The sequence below is a fragment of the Roseateles paludis genome (genome assembly GCF_039872745.1).
Classification (GTDB): Bacteria; Pseudomonadota; Gammaproteobacteria; order Burkholderiales; family Burkholderiaceae_C; genus Pelomonas; species Pelomonas paludis.
This window is the reverse complement of the sequence record NZ_JBDPZD010000001.1, coordinates 476,900-499,293: the sequence shown is the minus strand read 5'-3', so window position 1 is coordinate 499,293 and position 22,394 is coordinate 476,900. Positions and strand designations below refer to the sequence as shown.

Below are 22,394 nucleotides of genomic sequence, written 5' to 3'. Positions count from 1 at the left end.
CCTCGCCGCGCTGAACGCGGGCGAGTCTGGTCGGTCCCCCGAGGGGACAAAGCTGCCAGCGGCATTGAGCCGCAGGCAGCTTCAGACGGGCCGGCTTGGGGCGGCCCGGCGCTCGGCCCGGAAGGCCGAGACCTCGGATAGGTGGTCGCATGGCCCTGCGTTGGCTGCTCGCCGTCCTCACCGTCCTCACGGTGCTGGCGCTGTACGCCAACGAGCAGGGCCGGACGCGCTGGCTGCCGGTGGACGGCCGCACGCCCGGCCAGTTGCTCAAGGCCGTGGACGACCAGCCCGATGGTGGGGCGAGCACGGCCCACATGCTCAAGCTGCCCGATGACGGTGTCGCCATCGAGTGCGAGCTGAAAGCGGGCTTCCAGTTTCCCTACTGCGAGCTGCAGATCGATCTCGGGCGCGCGGGCATCGACTTCACCCAGTTCAGCCACCTGCGCTTTGCCTTGGAGGCCGAGGGCCCGACCACTGACGGCCAGCCCCCCCAGGTGCGCGTCTTCCTGCTCGGCCGTCGTGTGGGCCAGGCGCTGCCGGTACCGCCCGGCGGCTACAAGCCGCACGAGGTGGTGTGGTCGGCCACCCGGGCCGCCAGTGCCGTGCAGCTGCGGCCCGACCAGTTCGTCGTCAGCTCCTGGTGGATGCGCGAGCACCCCGAGCGCATCGAAGAGATCGGCCCCAAGCTCGACCAGGTGCACATCCTCAGCATCGGCACCGGCGGCAATGCCGCGCCGGGCCTGCACCGCATCCGGCTCTACTACGCCGAGCTGGTGGGCAACTGGATGCCCGTCGGCACCCTGCGCCTCGGGCTGCTGCTGCTGTGGATGGTCTCGCTGCTGGTGTATCTCGCGCTCGACGCCCGCGCCGCCCACCGCCGCCTGCGCCGCCACACCGACGACCTGGAGCAGCGCGTCGAGCGCGACCCGCTGACCCAGCTGGCCAACCGCGCCGGCGTCGAACGCTTCATCGAGGAGTTGCGGCGCCAGGGCGACAACAGCTACCCGGTGTCCATCGTCTTCCTCGACATCGACCGCTTCAAGGACATCAACGACGCCCACGGCCACGCGGTGGGTGACGCCGTGCTGGTGCAGTTTGCGCAGGCGCTGCGCCACCACCTGCCGCGCGGCGACCTGGTGGCCCGCTGGGGCGGCGAGGAGTTCCTGATCCTGATGCGCCAGACCACGGCGGCCGAGGCCACCAGCGCCGCCCAGCGCCTGCGTGACCGCCTGGCTGCCGAGGCCTGGCCCGAGGGCCTGCACATCACCGCCAGCTGGGGCGTGGCCGAGGCCACCACCCCGGCCGAGATGGCCGACTGCCTGCAGGCCGCCGACGCCGCCATGTACCGCGCCAAGCGCGACGGCCGCGACCGCGTAGAGACCCGCTTCTAGACGACGCCCGCGTCGGGTTTGCGAGCCACTGACACCTGCTGCCGCAGCGGGACAATCGAGGCCTCGCGCCCGGGCACACCCGTCCTGGCAACGATCCACTTCGTTCAGGCACCCATCTTGAGCACCTCTGCAAGCTCCACCGCGCCCACCGGCGCTTCCGTGGCGGCAGCCGGCCCCGACATCCTCGGCCAGCCCAGTCGCCTGTTTGTTCTGTTCTTCACCGAGATGTGGGAGCGCTTCTCCTACTACGGGATGCGCGCCTTGCTGGTGCTGTTCCTGGTCTCCGAGGCCAGCAGCGGCGGCTGGGGCTGGAGCCGGGCCGACGCCCAGAACCTCTACGGCTCCTACACCTCGCTGGCCTACCTCACGCCCATCATCGGCGGCTACATCGCCGACCGCCTGCTGGGCACGCGCCGCTCGGTGCTGCTTGGTGGCTTTGTCATCGCGGCCGGCCACATCACCCTCTTCTTCGACACGGTGCCGAGCTTCTATGCCGGCCTCGGCCTCGTCATCCTCGGTACCGGCCTCTTCAAGCCCAACATCTCCGCCCTCGTCGGCCAGCTCTACAGCAAGGACGACTCGGGCCGCCGCGACGGCGGCTACACGCTCTTCTACATGGGCGTGAACGCCGGCGCCTTCTTCGGCATTTCGCTGTGCGGCTACATCGGCGAGAAGGTGTCCTGGCACCTCGGCTTCGGCCTCGCGGGCATCTTCATGATCCTCGGGGCGCTGCAGTTCTACTTTTCGCGCAGCCTCTTCGGCACGATCGGCGACCGCGTCGAGCGCAAGGACGCTGCGGCGCCCGTGCCGGCCGATGAACCGCCGGCCAATGTCGTGGCCGACCGCCTCAAGGCCGTCATCGTCTTCTCGCTCTCGACCATCTTCTTCTGGTTTGCCTTCGAGCAGGCCGGTGGCTCCATGACCATCTTTGCGGCCGACTACACCGACCGCACCCTGGTCGGCGCTGCAGGCCTGGCCTTCAAGCTCATCAACACCGCCATGACCCTGGTGCCAGCCGCCCTGCTCACCTGGCTGCTGTTCAAGCTCTACCAGGGCACCGGTGGCAAGGTCTGGCTGGCCAACCTCAGCCTGGCTGTGGCTTTTGCCGTCATCTGGGGCCTGTGCCTGTGGATGCTGGGCCGCGAGTTCGCGATGGACCAGAGTGAGGTGCCTGCCACCTGGTTCGGCGTGCTCAACAGCTTCTTCATCGTCGTGCTGGCGCCGATGTTCTCCAAGATGTGGGAGGACAAATGGAACCCCAGCGGCCCGGTCAAGTTCGGCGTCGGCCTCATCCTGCTCGGCCTCGGCTTCGCCGTGCTCTCGCTGGGCTCGGCCGGCATCGCCCCCGGCGCCAAGACGGCCCAGGTCAGCATGATGTATCTGACGCTGGCCTACCTGCTGCACACCATGGGCGAGCTTTGCGTCTCGCCCGTCGGCCTGTCCTACATCTCCAAGCTCGCGCCCGTGCGCCTGCTGGGCCTGATGTTCGGCTTCTGGTACCTCAACGCCGCCATCGCCCACAAGCTCGGCGGCTCCGTCGGCGCTTACATCGACCAGGTCTCACAGGCCTACTCGATGTCCGTCTTCTTCCTCATCTTCACCGCCATCCCCGTCGCCGCCGGCCTCGTGCTCATGGCCATGACGCCGCTGATGAAGCGGTGGATGCATGGGGTGCATTGAGGCCTGTGACCTCGTGTAGCGAATACATGGTGGTCACTACCCTCGTCTTGCTGCCAGGCATGGATGGGAGCGGCGATTTCTTCTCCCCTTTCGTCCGATGCCTGTCGCCACACTTGAACGCGCAAGTCGTCCGATACCCAAGTGATCGGCCTTTGAACTACGCGCAACTCACGGACTGGGTAGCAGAGCGTCTTCCCAGCGGCGAGCAGTACTGCGTCCTCGCTGAGTCCTTCTCTGGGCCTATTGGCATCGAGTTGGCGGCTCGCAGTCCTCAGGGTATGGCGGGTCTGGTTTTGTGCTGCACCTTCGCCGACTGCCCGCGCCCGGCGCTTCGGTGGCTTGCACCGGTATTGCCTTGGGTGCCTCAGAGCTTGCTACCGATCTGGCTCATTGGACGAGCGTTGATGGGTCGCGATTTCGATCCTGCGCTTCAGCGTGAACTCGCGCGGGTTCTTGCGTCGTTGCCTGCGTCGGTGACCACTGTCCGTGCGCTTGCTACGTTGCGGGTTGATGTTCTGGCGAAGTTGCGGCAAGTTCAAATGCCTGTCTTGTACCTTCAGGCTGCTGCGGACCTAGTGGTTCCTGAGCGAGCCATGCGCCGCATGCTCGCTGCCCAACGGGCCATACAGGTGTGCCGACTTCCTGGGCCGCACTTTCTCTTGCAGACGCGCCCAGATGAGGCGGCTCGTGCAGTAGAGGGCTTCGTGAGTCATCTGCAGGCGCATAGGCGTTGATGCGCGAGCCCGTAGGGGCACACGGTGGCCTGCCCCCCCTCCTGCTTTTCGCCGCGTCCCGGCGCCGTAGGACCGTCGAAGGGGGAACCGCAGGCACCAACGTTTCAGGCGCCCTCGCGGGTGTCGTATCGCTGAATGGTTGAGCCCCCTCCGTCCACTTGCCGGAACTCGGGAGAAACGGACCTAGTGCCGGACTTCAACGCTGCCGAAGCGCGTCCGCGCGCGCAACACCAGGCGTGGTGCCGTGGCGGCCGGTGATGTCGTGCGGTTGATGACGCTACCGAGCAGCGCGTCCAGCTCCACGGCCACCTGCCAGCCTTTCGGGACGATCAGCGTCAAGCTGCTGCAGTGGCCGTCGAAGTCCAGCACGGCCTCGTGACCGTCCAGGGCGGCGTCGGTCAGGTCCAGCTCCAGGTTGCTGAAGCCCAGTTCGATGCGTCCGCCCCGGAAGCTGCGTGACTCGCTGCGCTGGCGCAAGTTGCTGAACCGGGCGTCAAGGTCCAGACGGTCGCCCGGCAGCAGCACGGCGCCAGCGTGTTGGGAGCTCAGGCCGCGCATCACAAGGGCCACGCCTGCCGCGATGACGAATGCGGGCCAAGCGTCGCGCATCGTGATGTCGGCGATGCCGAGGTTGCGTGCCATCAGCACGCCGCCGACCGCGATCAGCACCGCGCCGACCCAGCCGTTGCCGGCCTTGCCGGCGAAGGCCAGCCGGGCCAGGCCGCCCAGCAACAGCGCCAAGGGCCAGAACTGATGCAGCGCCGGCAGCTCGATCAGACGAAGTTGGCCGAGCAGCGCCGCAGTACCGGCCGCAACGATCACCAATCCGAAAAAGATGCGGTACGCGGGATGGCTGCCCTGGTTCTCATGGCGCAGTTGAAGGCTTTGCATAGAAGGCTCCGTGGGGTGGTGGATGACGCCAGTGGACCCTCCAGTCGTCCATGCTCCGACGGGCTTGCGACGAATCGACAGCGGCGGAGGTGAATCGACAGATCGCGCAGCGAACCCCAACATCTCCATCGGCGGAATTCGTTGGGGCTCGCTGCCTACAGCCCCCAGTCAGGCACACAAAGCAAAAGCCGCCGGGGCCTGAGCCACCGGCGGCTTTGCTTTGGAGGGGCAGCGCTTACAGCGTCAGCGCCAGATCCTTGACGCGCGGATACAGCGCATCAAAGCGCTGCAGGCGCGGCGCGTAGAAGCTGCTGCGGCTGGCGTCCGGCGCAAAGATGCGCGCGGTGGGCGGGGCCTTGCAGACGTCGGCGACCTTGGCGCCGGTGGCCAGAGCGCCGAGGCGGGCAGCACCCAGGGCGCCGCCTTGGGCGCCGCCGGTGAAGGTCTCGATCTCCACGCCCAGCACGTCGGCGTGCATCTGCGCCCAGTAGGCGCTGCGGGCACCGCCGCCCACGAGGCCCAGGCGGCTCACGGTGGCGCCGGCGTCACGCAGGGCGGCGAGGCCTTGCGCCATGCCGAAGGCGACGCCTTCAAGCACGCTGTGGGCGATCTCGGTCTGGCCGTGCGAGGCGTCAAGGCCGAAGAGCATGCCGCGGGCGTGCACGTCGTTGTGCGGCGTGCGCTCGCCCGACAGGTAGGGCAGGAAGATGGGTGACTGGGCCGAGACCTTCTCGCCGGCTTCCAGCGGGGCGAGCAGGGCGGTCTCGTTCTCGGCCTTGAGCAGCTTGGTGACCCAGGCCAGGGCCGACGCGGCGGTGAGCATCACCGTCATCTGGTGCCAGCGCTGCGGCAGCGTGTGGCAGAAGGCGTGCACGGCGCGGCCGGGGTTGGGGCGGAAGGCGTCCGTCACCAGGAACATCACGCCGCTGGTGCCCAGCGAGATGAAGCCCTGGCCGGGCTCGACCGCACCGATACCCACCGCGCTGGCGGCGTTGTCACCGGCACCGCCAGCGACGACGACGCTGCTCGGCAGGCCCCAGGCGGCGGCCACGGCGGGCAGCAGGGTGCCCGAGACATCGCTGCCTTCGACCAGGCGCGGCATGTGGGCGCGGGAGAGGCCCGTGGCGGCCAGCAGGGTGTCGTCCCAGTCGCGCTTGGCGGGGTCGAGCCACAGCGTGCCGGCGGCGTCGCTCATGTCATTGGCCAGCTCGCCCGTGAGCTTGAGGCGCAGGTAGTCCTTGGGCAGGATGACCTTGGCCACGCGCGCAAACAGCGCGGGCTCGTGGTGCTTCATCCACAGCAGCTTGGGCGCGGTGAAGCCGGGCATGGCCAGGTTGCCGGTGCGGGCGTGGAGGTCGGGCACCAGCTTCAGCAGCTCATCGCACTCGGCGGCGCAGCGGCCGTCGTTCCAGAGGATGGCGGGGCGGATGGGCTGCAGGTCGCCATCCAGCGTGACGGCGCCGTGCATCTGGCCCGAGAGCCCGATGCCGCGGATCGCGCCCCAGGCGGCACCGTGCTCGGCGCGCAGGCGGGCGGCGGCCTTCTCGGTGGCGGCCCACCAGTCGGTCGGCAGCTGCTCGCTCCACAGCGGCTGCGGCCGCGAGACGCTGAGCGCCTCGCCCGCGCTGCCGACGATGCTGCCGTCCTCGGCCATCAGCAGCAGCTTGACTTCAGAGGTGCCCAGATCAATGCCCAAAAACATGCGTGTTCCTTGTTGAAGCGATTCGGAGGTCAGAACCCCGCATTGGACATTAATTTGGCCGGCGAATCATCTGGATATTCCCGAGCCAGGCCTGCGGCGCCTGAGATGGTGCGGAGACGGAGGCCGGCAAGACTCCGGGCCTTCAACGCCACGGAGCCCCCATGCGCCCACGCACGCTTGCCCGCATCGCCGCCCTGATGCTGACGGTCCAGATCACACCGCCGGTGCTCGCGCTATGCGCGCCCGGGCCAGGCGGCTGTGGCTGCGGTTTGGCGCCACCGTGTCCGGCGCCACCACCCCCACCCCCGCCGCCTCCGCCACCGCCGCCCCCACCGCCGCAGCTGTCCCGCTACATCGGCCCGGCGCAGGGCGTGGTGGACACGCGAAAGAGCCTGTGGGAGTCCCCCGACGCACCGGACGACCCGGTGCCGGTGAGCGTGACCCAGGTGGAATTCAGCGCCGACACGCCGGCCCGCGTACCTGGCACGCAGCTGGTGCTGGCGCTCAATGCCAGCCGCTCGTGGGCCTCGGTCAGCGCGGGGCTCGACCTCAGCCTGCAGATGAACGGCAACAGCCTGCGCCTCACCAACAACGACCTGCCCCCTGGCGCCCCGGCGCTGTCGGTGCTGGGCGGGCAGACCCGGCTGCTGAACGGCATCGTGCGGGCCGACGCGGGCGACGTGCGCATCGGCAGCGGCAACCGTGCCGCCAGCCTCGTGCTGGATAACGGCGCCCAGCTGCTGATGGGAGGCACAGGGCTGCGCAGTGTGTTTGCCGGCACCGGTGGCTTTGGCACCGACGGCTTGCTGCGGGTGGCCGGCGGCGCGGTGCTCAAGACCGATCGCGTCTTCCTCGGCTCCTTCATCGCCGCTGCGGGCGGGCGGCTGGAGGTGTCGGGCACCGGCAGCGTCGTCGATCTCTCGCTCTTGACCGTGGGCGGCACGGCCGCCGGGGCCCATGGCAGCGCGCTCGTGAACAACGGCGCCGTGCTGCGCACCCAGGGCGTGACCGTCGGGGGTCACGCGGGCACGCGGGGTGAGCTGATCGTGGATGGCATCGGCAGCCAACTGGTGCTGCGCGGTGGCGCCGTCAACGTCGGCACGTCAGGGGATGGGCAGCTCACCATCAGCGGTGGCGCAGCCCTGGTGGGCGAGGACCCCACCGTCATCAGCCTGGGCAACGGGCATCTGAACCACAGCTCGGTGCTGCGCGTCGAGGGCGCGGGCAGCCGCATGTCCAACGTCGGCTTCCAGGTGCTGCCCAGTGGCACGCTGGAGCTGCGCGACGGTGCGCGCTGGGATGCGGGCAGCGACGGCGGCGTCAACGCGCTCGCCGTGCAGGCCGGCGTTGCGCGCTTCAACAACGCCCGGGTGACGCTCGCCACCGCGACGGTGACCGCCCTCGTCACCGAGACACGCGATATCGACGGCAAGCCGCTGATCGACGTGATCAAGAGCGGCCAGTGGGATGTTGGCGGCGGCAGCACGGTGGAGGTGAGCAGCCTCATCTCCATTGACGCCGGCAGCAGCCTGGCGGTCCACGACAGCGGCACCACGCTGAGCTTTACCGACATGGTGCTCAACGGCAAGCTCTCCGTGCACAACGGGGCTTCGGTGTCAGGGGGACTGATCGGCCTGGGTGCGGGCGGTGTGATCGGCGGCAGTCGCGGCAGCATCCACGCCGATGTGATGGGTGCCGACGGCCGCATCACGCCCGGCGCCAGCCCGGGCCTGCTACTGATCGACGGCGATGTGAGCTTGAGCGGCCAGGCCGTGCTGGAGCTGGAGATCGCCGGCCACGACGCCGGCGTCAGCTACGACGTGCTGCAGGTCACGGGCAACCTGCAGCTGCACGGCGGGCGCGTGCAGCTCAAGTTCCTGAATGGCTTCGCACCCAAGGCCGGCGATGTGTTTGAGATGTTGCAGGCGGGTGGCCAGCTCAGTCTGGACGGTACGCCCGTGGAGGTGCAGGGCCTGCAGGCCGGCTGGAGCTACGACCTGCAGCCCCAGGCCGGCGGCCATGGCCTGCGCTTGGTGTCGCTGAACGACGGCGTATCGGCCGTGCCCGAGCCTGCCAGCTGGGCACTCTGGCTTGGCGCGGCGGGCCTGTTGGCTTGGCGGCGCCGGTCAGTTCATTGAAGCAGCCCAGGCGGCGCGGCGGACTTCAGCCCATCAACAGCCACGCCAGCCCCATCCCCACCGGGATGCTCACGTAGGGCGGCTGCTTGAACTTGAACACCAGCAGCAGGGCGACGGCGGTGAGTTGGGCGCAGGCGATGGGCGCAGTGCTGAGCGGCAGCTTGAGCCACAAGGTGATGGCGGCGCCGGCGATGAGGCCGACCACGGCGCAGCGCACGCCCACCATGGCGTGCTGGAACCAGCGCAGGCCCTTGAGGCGGTCGGCCGCGTGGCTGACGCCCACGGCGATGACGGCGGTGGGCGTGTAGACGCCGATGGTGGCGGCCAGGGCGCCGCCCCAGCCGGCGATCTCCATGCCGGTGAAGGTGGCGATGCCGACGATGGGGCCGGGCGTGAGCTGGCTGGCGGCGAGGCCGGCGGTGAAGCCGGCGTGGCTGAGCCAGCCGAGGTGGTCCACGATCAGGCCTTCCAGCAAGGGCACCATCACGAGGGCGCCGCCGAACAGCGTGGTGGCGATGCCGGCAAAGGCCAGGCCCAGGCGGGCCACCACGTCCTGCGGCAGCAGGGCCGGCACGAACTGGAAGACGGCCAGCGCCGCCGGCACCAGGCACAGCAGCATCTGCGCCGGGCCCATGGCGGGGCTGGTGGGCGCGGGCGCGGCCGGCGGTGCGGGCCAGAAGAGCCGCGCGATCACGCCGCCGCTGGCCAGCACCAGGATGGGCGCCGACCAGAAGGGCAGCACCAGCAGCGCAATGGCAGCGGCCACGGCCAGGGCCTTGTCGCGCGGCTGGGGGGTGGCTTTCTTGGACTGGTTCCAGGCGGTCTGCGCCAGGATCATGGCCAGCGGCGGCAGCACGCCAACCATCAGCGCGCGCTGCAGCTGCGGGTGGCCGGCCAGCGCGGCATAGCCCCACCACAGTGCCAGGATGATGAAGAAGCTGGGCAGCACGATGCCCGCCAGCGCCGCCGCAAAGCCCACCCAGCCACCCAGCCGGTGGCCCATCACGGCCAGGGCGTTGACGGCCTGCGGCCCCGGCAGCATGGTGACCAGGGCCATGAGGTCGAGAAAGTCTTTCTCAAGCACCCAGCCGCGCTGGCGCACGAAGCGCTGCTGCGCCTGCGCGAGCAGGGCCATGAAGCCGCCCCAGGCCGTGAGCCCGAGCACGATGCAATCCGCCAGCAGCCGCAGCGGGCTGTAGGGGACGGAGCCGGGCGTCTCGGTGGACGGGGTCGTGGGGGCGGAGCTGCTGGACATGGCGGGCCTTGGCTGGGGCGGGGCTGGGGTCAGGCCGGCTGGGCCGTGCGGCTGCGGATGCGGGCCAGCAGGTCTTCCTGCGGCTTGCGGGCGGCAGCGTCCTCGGGCGAGAGCTCTTCGCGGGCCGTGCCCTTGAGGCGCTTGTTCTCGGCATCGAGCGCGGCGACGGCGGCGTCGTCGTAGCTGCGGGCGGGGCAGGTCTTGCCCACGAACTCCAGCGGGTAGCCCAGCGCGGTGAGCGAGTCGCCGGCCACCGACTCGAAGTCGATGATCTGGTCCTGCGTCATGCCCTTGAGCCACTTGCGGCTGTTGTCCGCCATCACGGGCTTGCGCACGTTCTCCCACATCTTGCCGGACGAGGCGGTGCGCCCGGCCTCGTCGGAGTTGTGGAAGTCGAGCATCTCGGCGCGGAACTCGATGCCCAGCCACTCGCAGAGCTTGCGCAGCGCGGGCTCGGGGTTGCCGGTCAGGGTCTCGTAGGACAGCGAGAAGTACTGCGCGCCGGGCACGCGCTCGCCGCACTTGAGGGCCAGTTGCTGCTCGACGTTCCATTGCCGGCCGATGTGGAAGGCCGTCTTCTCGCCGACCACGGCCTTCATGAAGGACAGGCAGACGTCGCGCCCGTCGCGGTACAGGTAGAGGTAGCGGGCCTCGCTGCCGAAGTAGCGCTCGATCTCGGGCAGGAAGTGCACATTGGCGAGCGACTTGCACATCCAGTCGGGCTTGCCCTGGGCCTCGGCCATGCGGTCCATGACCGAGCCGAAGATGGCCACTAGGCTGTTGTCGCGGCAGCGGCGGCGGATGTCGGCGCGGTCGAACGTCACGCCCCAGGGCACGGGGTTCACCTCGACCATGTGGACCACGTCGTCCAGCAGGCGGCAGAAGTTGCCCTCCACGCTCAGGTCGCCATACAGCGGCAGCAGCGGCGCAAAGCGCTCCAGGATGTGGGGCGGGTGCGGGGCCGCGATGTCGGGCGCCTGGTTGACCATCAGGCGCAAGAGGTTGGAACCCGAGCGTTGGGTGCCGATCATGAAGATCTTCATGGGGTGCTCCTTGAGTAAAGCGGGGGACTGATGCGATGCGGGGTGGCGTTCAGGCCGCCGCGTAGAAGTGGGGGTTGTCGAGCCCGGGCTTGCCGTAGCGCAGCGGCTCGTGGCTGCTCACGCAGCGCACCAGGCCACCGGCCGCGCGCAGCACGGCGTCGCCGGCGGCGATGTCCCATTCCATGGTGCGGCCGAGCCGGGGGTAGAGGTCGGCCTGGCCGGCGGCCACGAGGCAGAGCTTGAGCGAGGAGCCGGCGCTGACCAGCTGCGCCACCTTGCGGCCGGCGAGGAAGGCGTCGAGCGCCGCCGCATCGCCATGCGAGCGGCTGGCCACCACGGCCAGGCCCGCCTCGGGCACCGTGCGGCACTGGATGGCGCGGCGGCCGTGTTCGTCCTCGACCCACGCGCCCAGGCCGCGTGCGCCGGTGTAGAGCCGCCCCAGGGCCGGCGCCAGCACCACGCCCAGCACGGGCACGCCTTGCTCGACGAGGGCGATGTTGACGGTGAACTCGCCGTTGCGCGAGATGAATTCCTTGGTGCCGTCCAGCGGGTCCACAAGCCAGAAGCGGCCGCCCGACACATCAGGCAGCGCACCGCCCGCCACGGCCTCTTCGGCCACGATGGGGATGCCGGGCGTGAGGGCCGCAAGGGCCGGCGTGATCAGGGCTTCGGCGCGCTCGTCGGCGGCCGTGACGGGCGAGGCATCGGCCTTGCCCTTGACCTCGAAGTCGCTGCCATAGACCTCAAGAATCGCGTCGCCCGCACGGCGACAAATGGCCTCGACGGCCGCCAGCAAAGTGGGCGTGATGTCCACGTCTTGTCTCCCCTGATCAAGGCTTGCAACTGAGCAATACAGCCGCCTCGATGTCGCTGAAACCCGAGGACCGGCGCTGACGATTTTGGGCCGCCGAGCCGGCGCGAATGTGACGAAACATGCCCGACCTAGCAGCCTTACCAGCTAGGGCGTGCCGCAGTGCCGAGGCCCTCGGACATCCGCTAACTTTGTTGGCGATAGCAATCGCAAAACAGCGAAGCCGCGCAGGCGGTGGGCAGGGAGAAAGCGCGATGGAAAAGATGCAGTCTCGCGGGGTGGGCACATTGATGTCGTGGCTCCAGCGCGAAGCGGCCGAAGAGCAGCCGCCCGGCCAGCTGTGGGTGCATGACCTCGGCGGTGCGGGCCCGAGCTGGCGTGTGCAGGGCGTGTTCGAGCTGCTGGCCAACAGCCCGCTGGGGCGCTGGCGTTGGCAGTTGGGCGAGGCGCGCTCGCCCGCGCTCTCGTTGCTGGAAGGCCGGCGTCGCTCGGCCCAGTTGCTGGTGCTGGTGGACGAACCGAGCGCCGGCTACACCGCCTTGATGGGCGTGCTGCAAGCAGCGGCCCTGCTGGGCAATGAGCCGTTGGCTTTCTTGCTCGACCTGAGCGAGGACGTGGCCCGCAAGATGGGCGCCCACATCCAGACCCAGGCTGCCGCGCTGGGCCTGGACCATGTGCATACCGTGTGGGTGGGTGAGATGGAGGCCTGCGCCCAGCAACTCGGGCGCACGCTGCTGCAGATGACGGGTCTGCGGGCCGCCTTCCTCAGCGGCCCCTTGCGTCTGCAGGTCCAGGCCGTGCTGCCGGGTGCGGGCCTGGCCGTGCGGGGTGAGCTGCTGCAGGGCTCGGTGGCGCCAGGCGAGCGCGTGCGCCTGTTGCCTTCGGGTCAGGTGCTGGTGGTTCGGGCGGTGATTGGTGTGGGCAACTCCATGCCCCTGTGCGGCGATGTCGTGACCCTCGATCTCGAAGGCGACGCCGAGGTCGAGCCCGGTGACCTGATCTCGGCCGCGAACGACCCGGTCGAGTCCGAGGACGAGTTCCAGGTGCGGCTGATCTGCGATGGCCGGCAGACGCTGAGCGAAACCGCTGACTGGCAGCTCTGCCTGGGCCCGGCGCAGCGCTTGCGCCGCGTGCATGTGCAGGAGCTGCGCGCCGACGAGCAGGACCCCGGGCGCGGCCTGCTGGCGCGCCTGCGGCTGGATGCGCCGGTGGCCTTCGAGCCCTCGTCGGCCCTGGGGCCGCTGCGCATGTTCTCGCTGCACGAGGCGGCCAGCGGCCGCAGCGTGGCGGCGGGCATGCTGGTGTCGCCCTGCCGCGCGGCGTCCAACATCCACCGCCAGGCCGTCAGCATCGACAAGCAGGCCCGCGCCGCGCTCAAAGGCCAGCAGCCCTGTGTGCTGTGGTTCACCGGCCTGTCGGGCGCGGGCAAGAGCACCATCGCCAACCTCGTCGAGCAGCGCCTGCATGCGCTGGGCCAGCACACCTACCTGCTCGACGGCGACAACGTGCGCCACGGGCTCAACCGTGACCTCGGCTTCAGCGACGCGGCGCGCGCCGAGAACATCCGCCGCGTGGCCGAGGTGGCCAAGCTGATGGTGGACGCCGGCCTGATCGTGCTCACGGCCTTCATCTCGCCCTTCCGCGCCGAGCGCGACCTGGCGCGCCACCTGCTGGCCGAGGGCGAGTTCGTCGAGGTGTTTGTGGACGCCCCGCTGGCCGTGGCCGAGCAGCGCGACGTGAAGGGCCTCTACCGCAAGGCGCGGCGCGGCGAGCTCAAGGGCTTCACCGGCATCGACGCGCCTTACGAGGCGCCCGAGCACCCGGAGCTGCGGCTCGACACCAGCCGGGGCACGGCCGACATGGCGGCCGATGCCGTGGTGGCCCTGCTGCTGGCGCGCGGCATGCTGGGCGCCGGCGATGCAGCAACGGCTGCGTCGGTGCGTGCTGCCTTTGCGCCCGTGCTGCACGCACCGGCGGCCCAGGCCCCTCAGCCGCGCGCCTGATACGGGTTCATCAGCGCGTGCAGCGCATAGGCGGCACCGCCCACCGCGGCCGCCAGCTCATTGAAGCGGCCCACGCGCACTTGGGGCGCAGCAACGCCGGCTGCCTGCGCAAAGCGCGCCAAGGTGGCGAGTGCCGGCTCCACGAAGGCGCTGCCCCCCAGGCTCACCACCTCGCCGCCCAGCACGATGGCGCGCGGGTCGAAGGTGGTCCAGACGTTTTGCAGCAGCACCCCGAGGTGCTCGCCGGCCTCGCGGAAGGCGGCGCTGGCCTGTGGGTCGCCCGCACTCATGCGCGCACGCAGGCCGGCGTGGTCCAGGCTGCCGCCCTTGGGGCGCAGGCCAGCGGCTTCGGCAATGGCGCGCAGGCCCACATAGGCCTCGGCGCAGCCGCGCCGGCCGCAGGAGCAGACGCGCCCGCCCACGTGCAGCGTGGTGTGCCCGATCTCGCCCGCCGCGCCGGTGGCGCCGGTGAACAAGGTGTGGCCCAGCACGATGCCCGAGCCCAGGCCCACGCCGCAGGAGATGTAGATCAAGGGGCTGTCGGCCGGCCGGGGGCCGAACTCGGTCTCGCCAATGGCGGCCAGGTCGGCCTCGTTCTGGCAGAACACGGGCAGCGCATCCAGGCCCGCACCCGCCAGCTCGGCGCGCAGGCGTTCGCCCACCGGCACATCGCGCCAGCCGATGTTGGGCGCCAGCTGCAGCACGCCGCGCGCCGCGTCCACCGCGCCGGGCAGGGCCACGCCGATGCCCAGCACCTGCTGGCCAGCCTGGATCACGTGCTGAGCCAGCACGGTGACCATCGCGACCAACTGGCGGCAGGCGGCCTCGGGCGCCTGGTCGCGCAGCTCAGCGCTGCGCGACTCCAGCACCTCGCCATGGATGGACGTGGTCACCACGCGCAGCGCATCGGGCGTCAGCTCGGCCCCGATCAGGGCCAGGCCGCAGCCATCCAGCCGTAACGGCACCGGCCGGCGGCCTAGCTGCCCGGTGACGACGGCGTCGTCCTCCACCAGCCAGCCCTCGTCGATCAGCTCCTTGGTGAGCAGGCTGATGGTGGAGCGCGTCAGGCCACTGCGGTCGGCCAGCTCGGCACGCGACAGGCCAGGCACCTCGCGCAGCAGGCGCAGCAAGGCCACGCGGTTGATGTGCTTGACCAGACGCTGGTCACCCGTCACGGGGGGCAGAGGTGGCGCTCATGCTTGACCTGGGGGCTGACGTTTGGCCAGCACCGCCCGCGCCACGCGCGACACCGGCGGGCGGCCCAGCACCTGGGAGATGAAGGCGCCGGCATCCACCAGCCGGTCCAGGTTGATGCCCGTCTCGATCCCCAGGCCCTGCAGCAGGTAGACCACGTCCTCGGTGGCGACATTGCCCGTCGCGCCCTTGGCATAGGGGCAGCCGCCCAGGCCCGCCACGCTGGCGTCAAACACATGCACGCCCATCTCCAGGCAGGCATAGACATTGGCCAGCGCCTGGCCATAGGTGTCGTGGAAATGGCCGCTGACCTCGCCCAGCGGGAAGTGCTTGAGCGCCCGCTCCATGGCCGCCTGCACGCGGCGCGGCGTGCCCACGCCAATCGTGTCGGCCACGCCGAGGTGGTCCACGCCCAGATCCTTGAAGAGCCGCACCACGCGCTCCACCGCGTCGGGCGAGACCTCGCCCTCATACGGGCAGCCCAGCGCACACGAGAGCGCCGCCCGCACCCGCAGCCCGGCCACGTGCGCGGCCTGCACCACCGGCGCAAAGCGCTCGATGCTCTCGGCCACCGAGCAGTTGATATTGCGCTGCGAAAAAGCCTCGCTGGCCGCGCCGAACACCACCACTTCATCAGGTCGTGTGGCAGGGTCGGCCAGCGCCGCTTCGAGGCCCTTGAGGTTGGGCGTCAGCACCGAATAGCGCACGCCGGGTCGCCGCTCGATAGAGCCCATCACCGCCGCCATCACCGCCGTGCTATCCGCCATCTGCGGCACCCACTTCGGGCTCACAAAGCTGGTCACCTCGATCTGCGTCAGCCCCGCGTCCTGCAGCAAGCCCACCAGCCGCGCCTTGTCGGCCGTGGCCACCGGCTGCGCTTCGTTCTGCAGCCCATCGCGCGGGCCGACCTCGACAAGGGTGACGTGGGTGGGGAGCATGGGTCAAGCCTCGCCTTCGTCGAGGCTTTCCAGGTCGGCCAGATCCTTCAAACGGCCTGTGGCTCGCTTGTTGGCCTTGAAGTCGTCCAGCGCGATCACGTACAGCTTGAGTCCGCTGACATCCACCTGCTCGCGCCGTGCCCAGCAGGCGTCGAACTCCACGCCGTCGATGGCGGTGAGCAGGTCGATGCGGCGTGGCGGCTGCCCAAGCTGGACGACGGTGTCGGCGCCAAAGTCCGAAGCGCTCAGCCCGAGCGAGGCGAAGCCAAAGGCTTGGAGGCTCAGCAGCAGGCGTTCGATGTTGAGCGCGTCGGGGCGCACCCAGAAGTCGATGTCACCGGTGTAGCGCGGATGTCCATGCGCGGCCAGCGCATAGCCGCCCACCACCAGGTACTCAACGCCGTGCGCGTTGAGCAACTCGGCAAATTCTTTGAAGTCGCGGTTCAGCATCGGGGTGGTCGGCGAAGCCGGCGTGCTCAAGCCGGAGCTGCTCCACGGCCGCCAGGCGCTCGGCGACCGGGCGCGAGCGCCAAAAGGCCAAGTCTTCCGCCGTCTGACGACCGCGCTTGGCAACTCGAACGATGGGCTGCATGGTCGGCATTGTCAGCCCTCCAATGCCAACAGCGCGGCGCCTTCAGCCAGCGCATCGCCCACCGCGTAGTGGACAGCCGCCACGGTGCCGTCGCGCGGGGCGCTGAGGGTGTGCTCCATCTTCATGGCCTCCATCACGGCCACGGTTTGGCCGGCCTGGACGCGGTCGCCGGGCCCCACGTGCAGGGCGATGAGCTTGCCCGGCATGGGCGCGTTGAGGCCGCCACGCTGGGCCTCGTGGCTGACCACCGCCAGTGGCGAAACGCAGCGCAGCACGGCGCTGCCAGAGTCGGCAAAGACGTGGACGCTGTCGCCCTGGGCGTAGGTGTGCAACTGGGCGGTGCGGCCCCCCAGGCTGAGCTGGTGCTGCTCGATGCCGTTGGACTGGACCTGCAGCACGTGCCGCTCGCCGCCCACGCACAGCCACAACTCGCCGCTGGGGCTGTGCTGGACCTGCACCTCATGCACCGCCTCGCCCACCGCCACGCGCAGGAACTGCGTGGCCGGCCCCGCGAGGCGCCAGCCGTCGCGCCGGCTCCAGGGGTCTGACGTTGCCGCTGCCGTCTGCACGGCGCGCAGCTGCGCCACCAGGCCGGCGAGTGCCAGCGGCAGCGGCAGGCCCGGGGCGTCGAAGAGGGCGGCGCGCTCGCGTTCGATCAAGGCCGTGTCGAGCCGCGCCTCGCGGAAGGAGGCCGTGGCGATGCAGCGCCGCAGGAAGGCCACATTGGTGTGCAGGCCCACCAGGTGCGTGGCTGCCAGCGCCGCATCGAGCCGGGCCAGGGCCTGGGCTCGGTCCGCGCCCCAGACGATGAGCTTGGCGATCATCGAGTCGTAGTGCGGGCTGATGGCGTCACCCTCGCGCACGCCGGCATCCACGCGCACGGCGCCGCGCTCAAAGCGCACATGCGCGGGCCAGCGCGCCACGTCGAGCCGGCCAACGGCGGGCAGGAAGCCGGCCTCGGCTTGCTCGGCACAGATGCGGGCCTCGATGGCGTGGCCATTCAGACGCAATTCGTCTTGCTTGCGCGGCAGCGGCTCGCCGGCAGCGATGCGCAGCTGCCACTCAACCAGGTCCAGCCCCGTGACGGCCTCGGTCACCGGGTGCTCGACCTGCAGCCGCGTGTTCATCTCCATGAAGAAGAAGTCGCGGATGCCGCCCTCCGGGGCCTGCTCGACGATGAACTCCACCGTGCCCGCGCCCACGTAGCCCACGGCCCGCGCCGCCGCCACGGCCGCCGCGCCCATGCGCGCGCGCAGCTCGGGCGAGAGTCCCGGGGCGGGCGCTTCCTCCAGCACCTTCTGGTGCCGGCGCTGCACCGAGCAGTCGCGCTCGAAGAGGTGGACGACCTGGCCCTGCCGGTCGGCAAACACCTGGATCTCGATGTGCCGGGGCTGCTGCACATAGCGCTCGATCAGCACGGCGTCGTCGCCAAAGCTGCCCAGGGCCTCGCGCTGGCAGGCCGCCAGTTGCGCGGCAAAGTCTTCGGGCCTCGTCACCACGCGCAGGCCCCGCCCGCCGCCGCCGGCACTGGCCTTGATCAGCACCGGGTAGCCGATGGCCTCGGCCTCGCGCTGCAGGTGGGTGGGGTCCTGGTCGGCCCCGTGATAGCCGGGCACCAGCGGCACACCCGCCGCCTCCATCAAGCGCTTGGACTCGGCCTTGAGCCCCATAGCCTGGATGGCCGCAGCCGGCGGCCCGATGAAGACCAGGCCCGCGTCGGCACAGGCCTGCGCAAAGCCCTCGTTCTCGGACAAAAAACCATAGCCCGGGTGCACGGCCTGCGCCCCGGTGGCGAGCGCCGCCGCGATCACGCGCTCGGCGTTCAGGTAGGACTCACGCGCCGCTGCAGGCCCGATCGCTACCGCTTCGTCGCAGGCAGCAACGTGCGCGGCGCCGGCGTCGGCATCCGAGTACACGGCGACGGTGCGCACACCCAGCCGGCGCGCCGTGGCCGCAACGCGGCAGGCGATCTCGCCCCGGTTGGCGATGAGGATCTTGCTAAACATGCAGAGTCTCCGAAGCGAACTCAGGCCGCAGCAGGTGGCAGATAGCGCGTGGCGGTCAGCCGCTCGCTGACGGCGCAGGCCTTGACGTCACGCCAGCCGGCCGCGCGCAGCTGCGTGCGCACGGCAGCGTCCATCGCGCCGCCCTTGGGGTAGACGGCCCAGAGCGCCGGTACGGCCTCGCTTTGAGGGCCTTGCAGGCGGCTCAGCAGCGCGGGCAGCTCGGCGGCCTCTTCCAGCACTGCCAGCCACTGCGTGGCCGCTGCGGGCGTGGGCGCGGTGTGGCCCGCCAGCGCGTCGGCCAGCGCGGCATCGGCCACCGTCCCCAGCACCCAGGCCGGGCGCTCGGGCGCGAGGCCCAGCTTGGCGGCGAGGCTCTTGGGCGGTGCGGCGATCCGGTCGGCCCATTTGCCAGCCTCGGGGGAGCCCAGCTGCAGCGTCACCAACTCCGGGCCGACGTTGAAGCACAGCGCATCGCCCTCCACACGCACTGCCTCCAGGGCCGACAACGGCCAACGCCGCTTGATCGCGCCGCGCAGGATCAGTTCGGTGGATTCGAGCAGGGCTTTCGCGTCGGCGCGCTCGGCACCGACACAGGCATGGCAATTCGCTTCACGTCCCATGGCGCCCGATTCTGCTGCCAGCCCAGGCCAGCAGGCCAGCCCCGGCGCCACTCAGGTGCGCCCAAGGCGCCAGCGGGAAGTCGAGCCCCGGCACGGTCTGCAGCGCGGGCCCCCAGGGCTGCTCCAGCACCAGCTTGACGGCCAAGCCCGAGGCAATGCCCGCACCCACCCAGCGCTCGCGCGCCGTGGAACGCGCCAGCAGCGCACAGGCCGCGATGCCTGTTGCCGCATGCAGCGCGCCCGAGAGCCCGCCGTAGCTGGCGAGGTCGGGCCGCAGCAGCAGGCCCAGTTGCGTGAGCGGCAGGGCCAGCCACAGCGCCACCGCATCGCGCGGGCCCAGGGCTGCGCGCCAGCCGAGCACGGCCAGTGCCGCGCAGCCGGCCAGGTTCATCGTCAGGTGCCACGGCGTCCAGTGGACAAAGGCGGCGGTGAACAAGCGCCAGGGCTCGGCCAAGCTGCCTTGCCAGGCCAGCTGCGTGGGCGGCAGCGCCTGGGCCAGCGTGGCGAGCAGGGCCCAGGCGGCGAGGCTGAGGCCCCACTTCACCCGATGAACACCGCCCGCCACAACGCCCGAATCGCCTCGCGCTGGGGCTCAAAGCGGGCCGCCGCTTCGGCATCAAAGGCGGTGGATTGCTCGTCCAGCCGGGCCCGGTGCTGGGCGCGGCGCAGCTCGCGGTAGGCATCGGCCGCCGCGTGGCCGACGCCGGGGGGCAGCAGGCCGACGGCCTCGCAGCGCTCCAGCAGGGCGATGTTGCCGGCATTGGCCAGCAGCTCGGGGTGCTGGCGGGCGTGGGCGAGGACCAGGGTTTGCAGCGCGAACTCGGCGTCCATCATGCCGCCGTCGCTGTACTTGAGGTCGAAGCGGCCGGGCTTGGGCGCCTTGGCCTGATGCACCTTGTCGCGCATGGACTGCACCTCGGCGCGCAGCGCGGGCAGGTCGCGCTCGGCGGTCAGCACCTCGCGGCGCACGGCCTCGAAGCGTTCGGCCAGCTCGGGGCAGCCGGCGCAAAAGCGGGCGCGGGTGATGGCCTGGTGTTCCCAGGTCCAGGCGGTGTTGCTGCCGCGACCTGTTTGGTAAGCGGCAAAGCTGTCCATCGAGGTGACGAGCAGGCCCGAGTTGCCGTTGGGCCGCAGCGCGGTGTCGATGTCGAACAGCTCGCCGGCCGAGGTGCGCAGCGTGAGCCAGGTGACGAGGCGGCGCACATAGGCGCCATAGACCTCGGAGGCGCGCTCGTCCTCGTCGTCGAAGACGAAGACCACGTCCAGATCACTGCCGTAGCCCAGCTCCTTGCCGCCGAGCTTGCCGTAGGCGATGACGGCAAAGCGGGGCGCATCGCGGTGGCGGTTCTTGATGCGAGGCCAGACCCAGTCGAGCGTGCATTGCAGCGTGGCGTCGGCCAGCAGGGAGAGGTCGTCGGCCACCTGCTCCACGCTCAGCTCGCCTTCGACGTCACGCACCAGGGTGCGGAAGATCTCGGCATGGTGGGCGCGGCGCAGGGTGTCGAGCAGGGCCTCTTCGTCGTCGGTCTCGCCGCTGCGCGTCCAGCCGGCGTGGCGGGCCTGCAGTTCGGCGAGGTAAGCGGCGGGCTCGAAGCGGCCGTGCAGCAGGCGGGCGTCGGCCAGCTCGTCGATCACGCCGGGGTGGCGCATCAGGTAGCGCATGGGCCAGCGTGCCACGCCCAGCAGGCTGAGCAGGCGCTGCTGGACCTGCGGGCGCTCCAGCAGCAGGGCGAGGTAGCTCTCGCGGCGCAGCAGGGGCTCGAGCCAGTCCACAAAGCGCAGCGCGGCGTCCTCGCTGCATTCACCCGCCGCCATGTGCTTGGCGGCGCGCGCAATCAGCTTGGCCAGGCGCTGGCGGCTCTCATCGCGGAGCAGCTTGACGCGCGGGTTCTCGGCCAGGCTGCGCACGCTGCGCGCCAGGGCCTCGGGCAGCTTGGCCAGGAAGTCCTCGGAGTCCAGCGCCGGCGGCGGGCAGCCACAGCCGGTGCAGGGGCCGCTGGCGGCGGCGGCCTGCGGGGCGCCGTGCAGCAGCGAGTCGAACTCGGCGGCGACGAACTCGCGCACCTCGTCCAGGCGCTCCAGCAGCTGGCAGCTGTTGCGGTCACAAACGAGGCCGAGCGATGCGGCGATCCAGCGCAGGTCGGCGTCTTCCTGGGGCAGGCAGTGGGTCTGCTGGTCGTCCAGGAACTGGATGCGGTGCTCGACCTGGCGCAGCAGCACATAGGCCGCTTGCAACTGCTCGGCGGTGGCGAGCTTCATCAGCCCGCGCGCCGCCAGGTGCTGCAGCGCCTTGACGGTGGAGCGGGTGCGGATCTCGGGGAACTGGCCGCCGCGCACCACCTGCATCAGCTGCACGATGAACTCGATCTCGCGGATGCCACCGCGCGCGAGCTTGACGTCATTGGCCCGCTCGGGCCGCCCGGCGCAGCGCGCCTTGGCCTCGCTGCGGATCTTGCCGTGGAGCTGGCGCAGGCCCTCGAAGACGCCGTAGTCCAGGTAGCGGCGGTAGACAAAGGGGCTGACCAGGTCGCGCAGGCCACGGGTGCGCGGGTCGCTGGCGGCTGACAGCGGTGCCACCACGCGGCTCTTCAGCCAGGCAAAGCGCTCCCACTCGCGGCCCTGGACGAGGAAGTACTCCTCCAGCATCGCCAAGGACACGGCGGGCGGGCCGCTCTTGCCATTGGGGCGCAGCGCCAGGTCGACGCGGAAGACCTGGCCGTCGTCCGTCACGTCGCCAATCAAGGCGTAGAGCCGCTTGGCCAGCAGCGCAAAGTATTCGTGGGCGGTGATGGGGCGCGGGCCGTGGGTGTGGCCGTCGTCGTCGTAGACGTAGATCAGGTCGATGTCGGACGAGACATTCAGCTCGCGCGCGCCGAGCTTGCCCATGCCGACCACCCAGAAGGCGATCTCGTGGCCGGCTTCGTCCAGCGGCGCGCCGTGCAGGGCGTCCAGCTCGGCGCGGGCGTCGGTCAGCGCGCGGTCGAGCGTGATCTCGGCCAGGTGGGTCATGGCGGCCGTCACGTCGGCCATGGGGCAGCGCTGCTCCACGTCCAGCACGGCCAGGCGCTCCAGCACCAGGTGGCGGGCCACGCGCAGGGCCGAGGGCAGCGGCCGGCCGGTGGCCAGAAGGGCGCCGATGAGGGCGTCGATCAGTGCCCGGTCAGGCCGGCCGGCCGGCAGCAGCGCCAGCTCGGCGGCGTAACGGCGCCGCACGCGCTGCACAAAACGGCTGTGCTCGGCCAGTGCCACGGGGGGGTGAAGAACGGTGGAATTCACGGCGATGTGCTAGGGTCGCGTCCACGGATCAGGGCAGCGCCCGGGGCAGCGAGTGTCCCCGTGCGCCGGGGCCCTGAACGGTCGTCCCGACTTGTCTGCGTGCCCGTTTCGGCCTTTTCC

The 22,394-nt window shown here is 70.5% G+C and carries 17 protein-coding genes; 5 read left to right on the top strand and 12 right to left on the bottom strand.

Annotation, left to right across the window (positions count from 1 at the left end):
* Positions 1 to 149: 149 nt before the first annotated feature.
* From ABDJ85_RS02305 to ABDJ85_RS20325, 3 genes are all read left to right on the top strand, one after another.
* The gene (locus ABDJ85_RS02305) at positions 150 to 1,391 is read left to right on the top strand and encodes a GGDEF domain-containing protein (RefSeq protein WP_347703110.1); all 1,242 of its coding nucleotides are present in this window, start codon (positions 150 to 152) and stop codon (positions 1,389 to 1,391) included.
* 117 nt (positions 1,392 to 1,508) lie between these two features.
* Positions 1,509 to 3,071, top strand: coding sequence for a peptide MFS transporter (locus tag ABDJ85_RS02300; protein ID WP_347703109.1), 1,563 nt, complete (start codon positions 1,509 to 1,511; stop codon positions 3,069 to 3,071).
* Positions 3,072 to 3,097: 26 nt separating this feature from the next.
* Positions 3,098 to 3,805, top strand: a complete 708-nt coding sequence (locus ABDJ85_RS20325; protein WP_430765508.1) for an alpha/beta fold hydrolase — start codon at positions 3,098 to 3,100, stop codon at positions 3,803 to 3,805.
* A gap of 183 nt (positions 3,806 to 3,988) precedes the next feature.
* Here ABDJ85_RS20325 and ABDJ85_RS02295 read toward each other — a convergent pair whose 3' ends face one another.
* Together ABDJ85_RS02295 and xylB are read right to left on the bottom strand one after the other, a co-directional pair.
* Complete coding sequence (locus ABDJ85_RS02295; protein ID WP_347703108.1) at positions 3,989 to 4,696, bottom strand: LiaI-LiaF-like domain-containing protein; 708 nt, start codon at positions 4,694 to 4,696, stop codon at positions 3,989 to 3,991.
* A 235-nt stretch (positions 4,697 to 4,931) separates the two neighbouring features.
* Complete coding sequence (xylB, locus tag ABDJ85_RS02290) at positions 4,932 to 6,398, bottom strand: xylulokinase (protein ID WP_347703107.1); 1,467 nt, start codon at positions 6,396 to 6,398, stop codon at positions 4,932 to 4,934.
* A gap of 161 nt (positions 6,399 to 6,559) precedes the next feature.
* Here xylB and ABDJ85_RS02285 point away from each other — a divergent pair, with 161 nt between their 5' ends.
* The gene (locus tag ABDJ85_RS02285; RefSeq protein WP_347703106.1) at positions 6,560 to 8,536 is read left to right on the top strand and encodes a PEP-CTERM sorting domain-containing protein; all 1,977 of its coding nucleotides are present in this window, start codon (positions 6,560 to 6,562) and stop codon (positions 8,534 to 8,536) included.
* Between the two features lie 25 nt (positions 8,537 to 8,561).
* On the opposite strand, the gene chrA is transcribed toward ABDJ85_RS02285, so the two are convergent.
* From chrA to cysQ, 3 genes are read right to left on the bottom strand one after another with little or no spacing between them, the layout of a single operon-like run.
* Complete coding sequence (chrA, locus tag ABDJ85_RS02280; RefSeq protein WP_347703105.1) at positions 8,562 to 9,791, bottom strand: chromate efflux transporter; 1,230 nt, start codon at positions 9,789 to 9,791, stop codon at positions 8,562 to 8,564.
* A 29-nt stretch (positions 9,792 to 9,820) separates the two neighbouring features.
* Complete coding sequence (locus tag ABDJ85_RS02275; RefSeq protein WP_347703104.1) at positions 9,821 to 10,834, bottom strand: sulfotransferase family protein; 1,014 nt, start codon at positions 10,832 to 10,834, stop codon at positions 9,821 to 9,823.
* A gap of 49 nt (positions 10,835 to 10,883) precedes the next feature.
* Positions 10,884 to 11,648, bottom strand: a complete 765-nt coding sequence (gene cysQ, locus ABDJ85_RS02270; protein ID WP_347703103.1) for a 3'(2'),5'-bisphosphate nucleotidase CysQ — start codon at positions 11,646 to 11,648, stop codon at positions 10,884 to 10,886.
* A gap of 287 nt (positions 11,649 to 11,935) precedes the next feature.
* Here cysQ and cysC point away from each other — a divergent pair, with 287 nt between their 5' ends.
* The gene (gene cysC / locus ABDJ85_RS02265; protein WP_347703102.1) at positions 11,936 to 13,648 is read left to right on the top strand and encodes an adenylyl-sulfate kinase; all 1,713 of its coding nucleotides are present in this window, start codon (positions 11,936 to 11,938) and stop codon (positions 13,646 to 13,648) included.
* Here cysC and ABDJ85_RS02260 read toward each other — a convergent pair.
* From ABDJ85_RS02260 to glnE, 7 genes are all read right to left on the bottom strand, one after another.
* Positions 13,633 to 14,823: an ROK family protein gene (locus tag ABDJ85_RS02260; protein WP_347703101.1), complete on the bottom strand. Its 1,191-nt coding sequence runs from the start codon at positions 14,821 to 14,823 to the stop codon at positions 13,633 to 13,635. The genes cysC and ABDJ85_RS02260 overlap by 16 nt on opposite strands.
* An 18-nt stretch (positions 14,824 to 14,841) precedes the next feature.
* Positions 14,842 to 15,780, bottom strand: a complete 939-nt coding sequence (locus tag ABDJ85_RS02255) for a hydroxymethylglutaryl-CoA lyase (protein WP_347703100.1) — start codon at positions 15,778 to 15,780, stop codon at positions 14,842 to 14,844.
* Positions 15,781 to 15,783: 3 nt separating this feature from the next.
* Positions 15,784 to 16,260 (bottom strand): nucleotidyltransferase, encoded by a 477-nt coding sequence (locus tag ABDJ85_RS02250; protein WP_347703099.1) that lies wholly within the window; start codon positions 16,258 to 16,260, stop codon positions 15,784 to 15,786.
* A 123-nt stretch (positions 16,261 to 16,383) separates the two neighbouring features.
* Positions 16,384 to 18,378: an acetyl/propionyl/methylcrotonyl-CoA carboxylase subunit alpha gene (locus tag ABDJ85_RS02245; protein WP_347703098.1), complete on the bottom strand. Its 1,995-nt coding sequence runs from the start codon at positions 18,376 to 18,378 to the stop codon at positions 16,384 to 16,386.
* Positions 18,379 to 18,398: 20 nt separating this feature from the next.
* A complete protein-coding gene (locus ABDJ85_RS02240) occupies positions 18,399 to 18,998 on the bottom strand; it encodes a hypothetical protein (RefSeq protein ID WP_347703097.1) in 600 nt (199 codons plus the stop codon).
* Positions 18,988 to 19,542 carry a rhombosortase gene (rrtA, locus tag ABDJ85_RS02235; protein WP_347703096.1) on the bottom strand — a complete coding sequence of 185 codons (555 nt, stop codon included), beginning with the start codon at positions 19,540 to 19,542 and terminating at the stop codon, positions 18,988 to 18,990. Before rrtA ends, ABDJ85_RS02240 begins: the two co-directional genes overlap by 11 nt.
* Positions 19,539 to 22,274, bottom strand: a complete 2,736-nt coding sequence (gene glnE, locus ABDJ85_RS02230) for a bifunctional [glutamate--ammonia ligase]-adenylyl-L-tyrosine phosphorylase/[glutamate--ammonia-ligase] adenylyltransferase (protein WP_347703095.1) — start codon at positions 22,272 to 22,274, stop codon at positions 19,539 to 19,541. Before glnE ends, rrtA begins: the two co-directional genes overlap by 4 nt.
* Positions 22,275 to 22,394 lie beyond the last annotated feature (120 nt).

What these genes read in the sequence shown, in the direction of transcription:
- ABDJ85_RS02305 (WP_347703110.1), top strand. Translation starts at nt 150, where the DNA reads ATGGCCCTGCGTTGGCTGCTCGCCGTCCTCACCGTCCTCACGGTGCTG.
- ABDJ85_RS20325 (WP_430765508.1), top strand. Translation starts at nt 3,098, where the DNA reads ATGGTGGTCACTACCCTCGTCTTGCTGCCAGGCATGGATGGGAGCGGC.
- ABDJ85_RS02295 (WP_347703108.1), bottom strand. Translation starts at nt 4,696, where the DNA reads ATGCAAAGCCTTCAACTGCGCCATGAGAACCAGGGCAGCCATCCCGCG.
- xylB (WP_347703107.1), bottom strand. Translation starts at nt 6,398, where the DNA reads ATGTTTTTGGGCATTGATCTGGGCACCTCTGAAGTCAAGCTGCTGCTG.
- ABDJ85_RS02285 (WP_347703106.1), top strand. Translation starts at nt 6,560, where the DNA reads ATGCGCCCACGCACGCTTGCCCGCATCGCCGCCCTGATGCTGACGGTC.
- chrA (WP_347703105.1), bottom strand. Translation starts at nt 9,791, where the DNA reads ATGTCCAGCAGCTCCGCCCCCACGACCCCGTCCACCGAGACGCCCGGC.
- ABDJ85_RS02275 (WP_347703104.1), bottom strand. Translation starts at nt 10,834, where the DNA reads ATGAAGATCTTCATGATCGGCACCCAACGCTCGGGTTCCAACCTCTTG.
- cysC (WP_347703102.1), top strand. Translation starts at nt 11,936, where the DNA reads ATGTCGTGGCTCCAGCGCGAAGCGGCCGAAGAGCAGCCGCCCGGCCAG.
- ABDJ85_RS02255 (WP_347703100.1), bottom strand. Translation starts at nt 15,780, where the DNA reads ATGCTCCCCACCCACGTCACCCTTGTCGAGGTCGGCCCGCGCGATGGG.
- ABDJ85_RS02245 (WP_347703098.1), bottom strand. Translation starts at nt 18,378, where the DNA reads ATGTTTAGCAAGATCCTCATCGCCAACCGGGGCGAGATCGCCTGCCGC.
- ABDJ85_RS02240 (WP_347703097.1), bottom strand. Translation starts at nt 18,998, where the DNA reads ATGGGACGTGAAGCGAATTGCCATGCCTGTGTCGGTGCCGAGCGCGCC.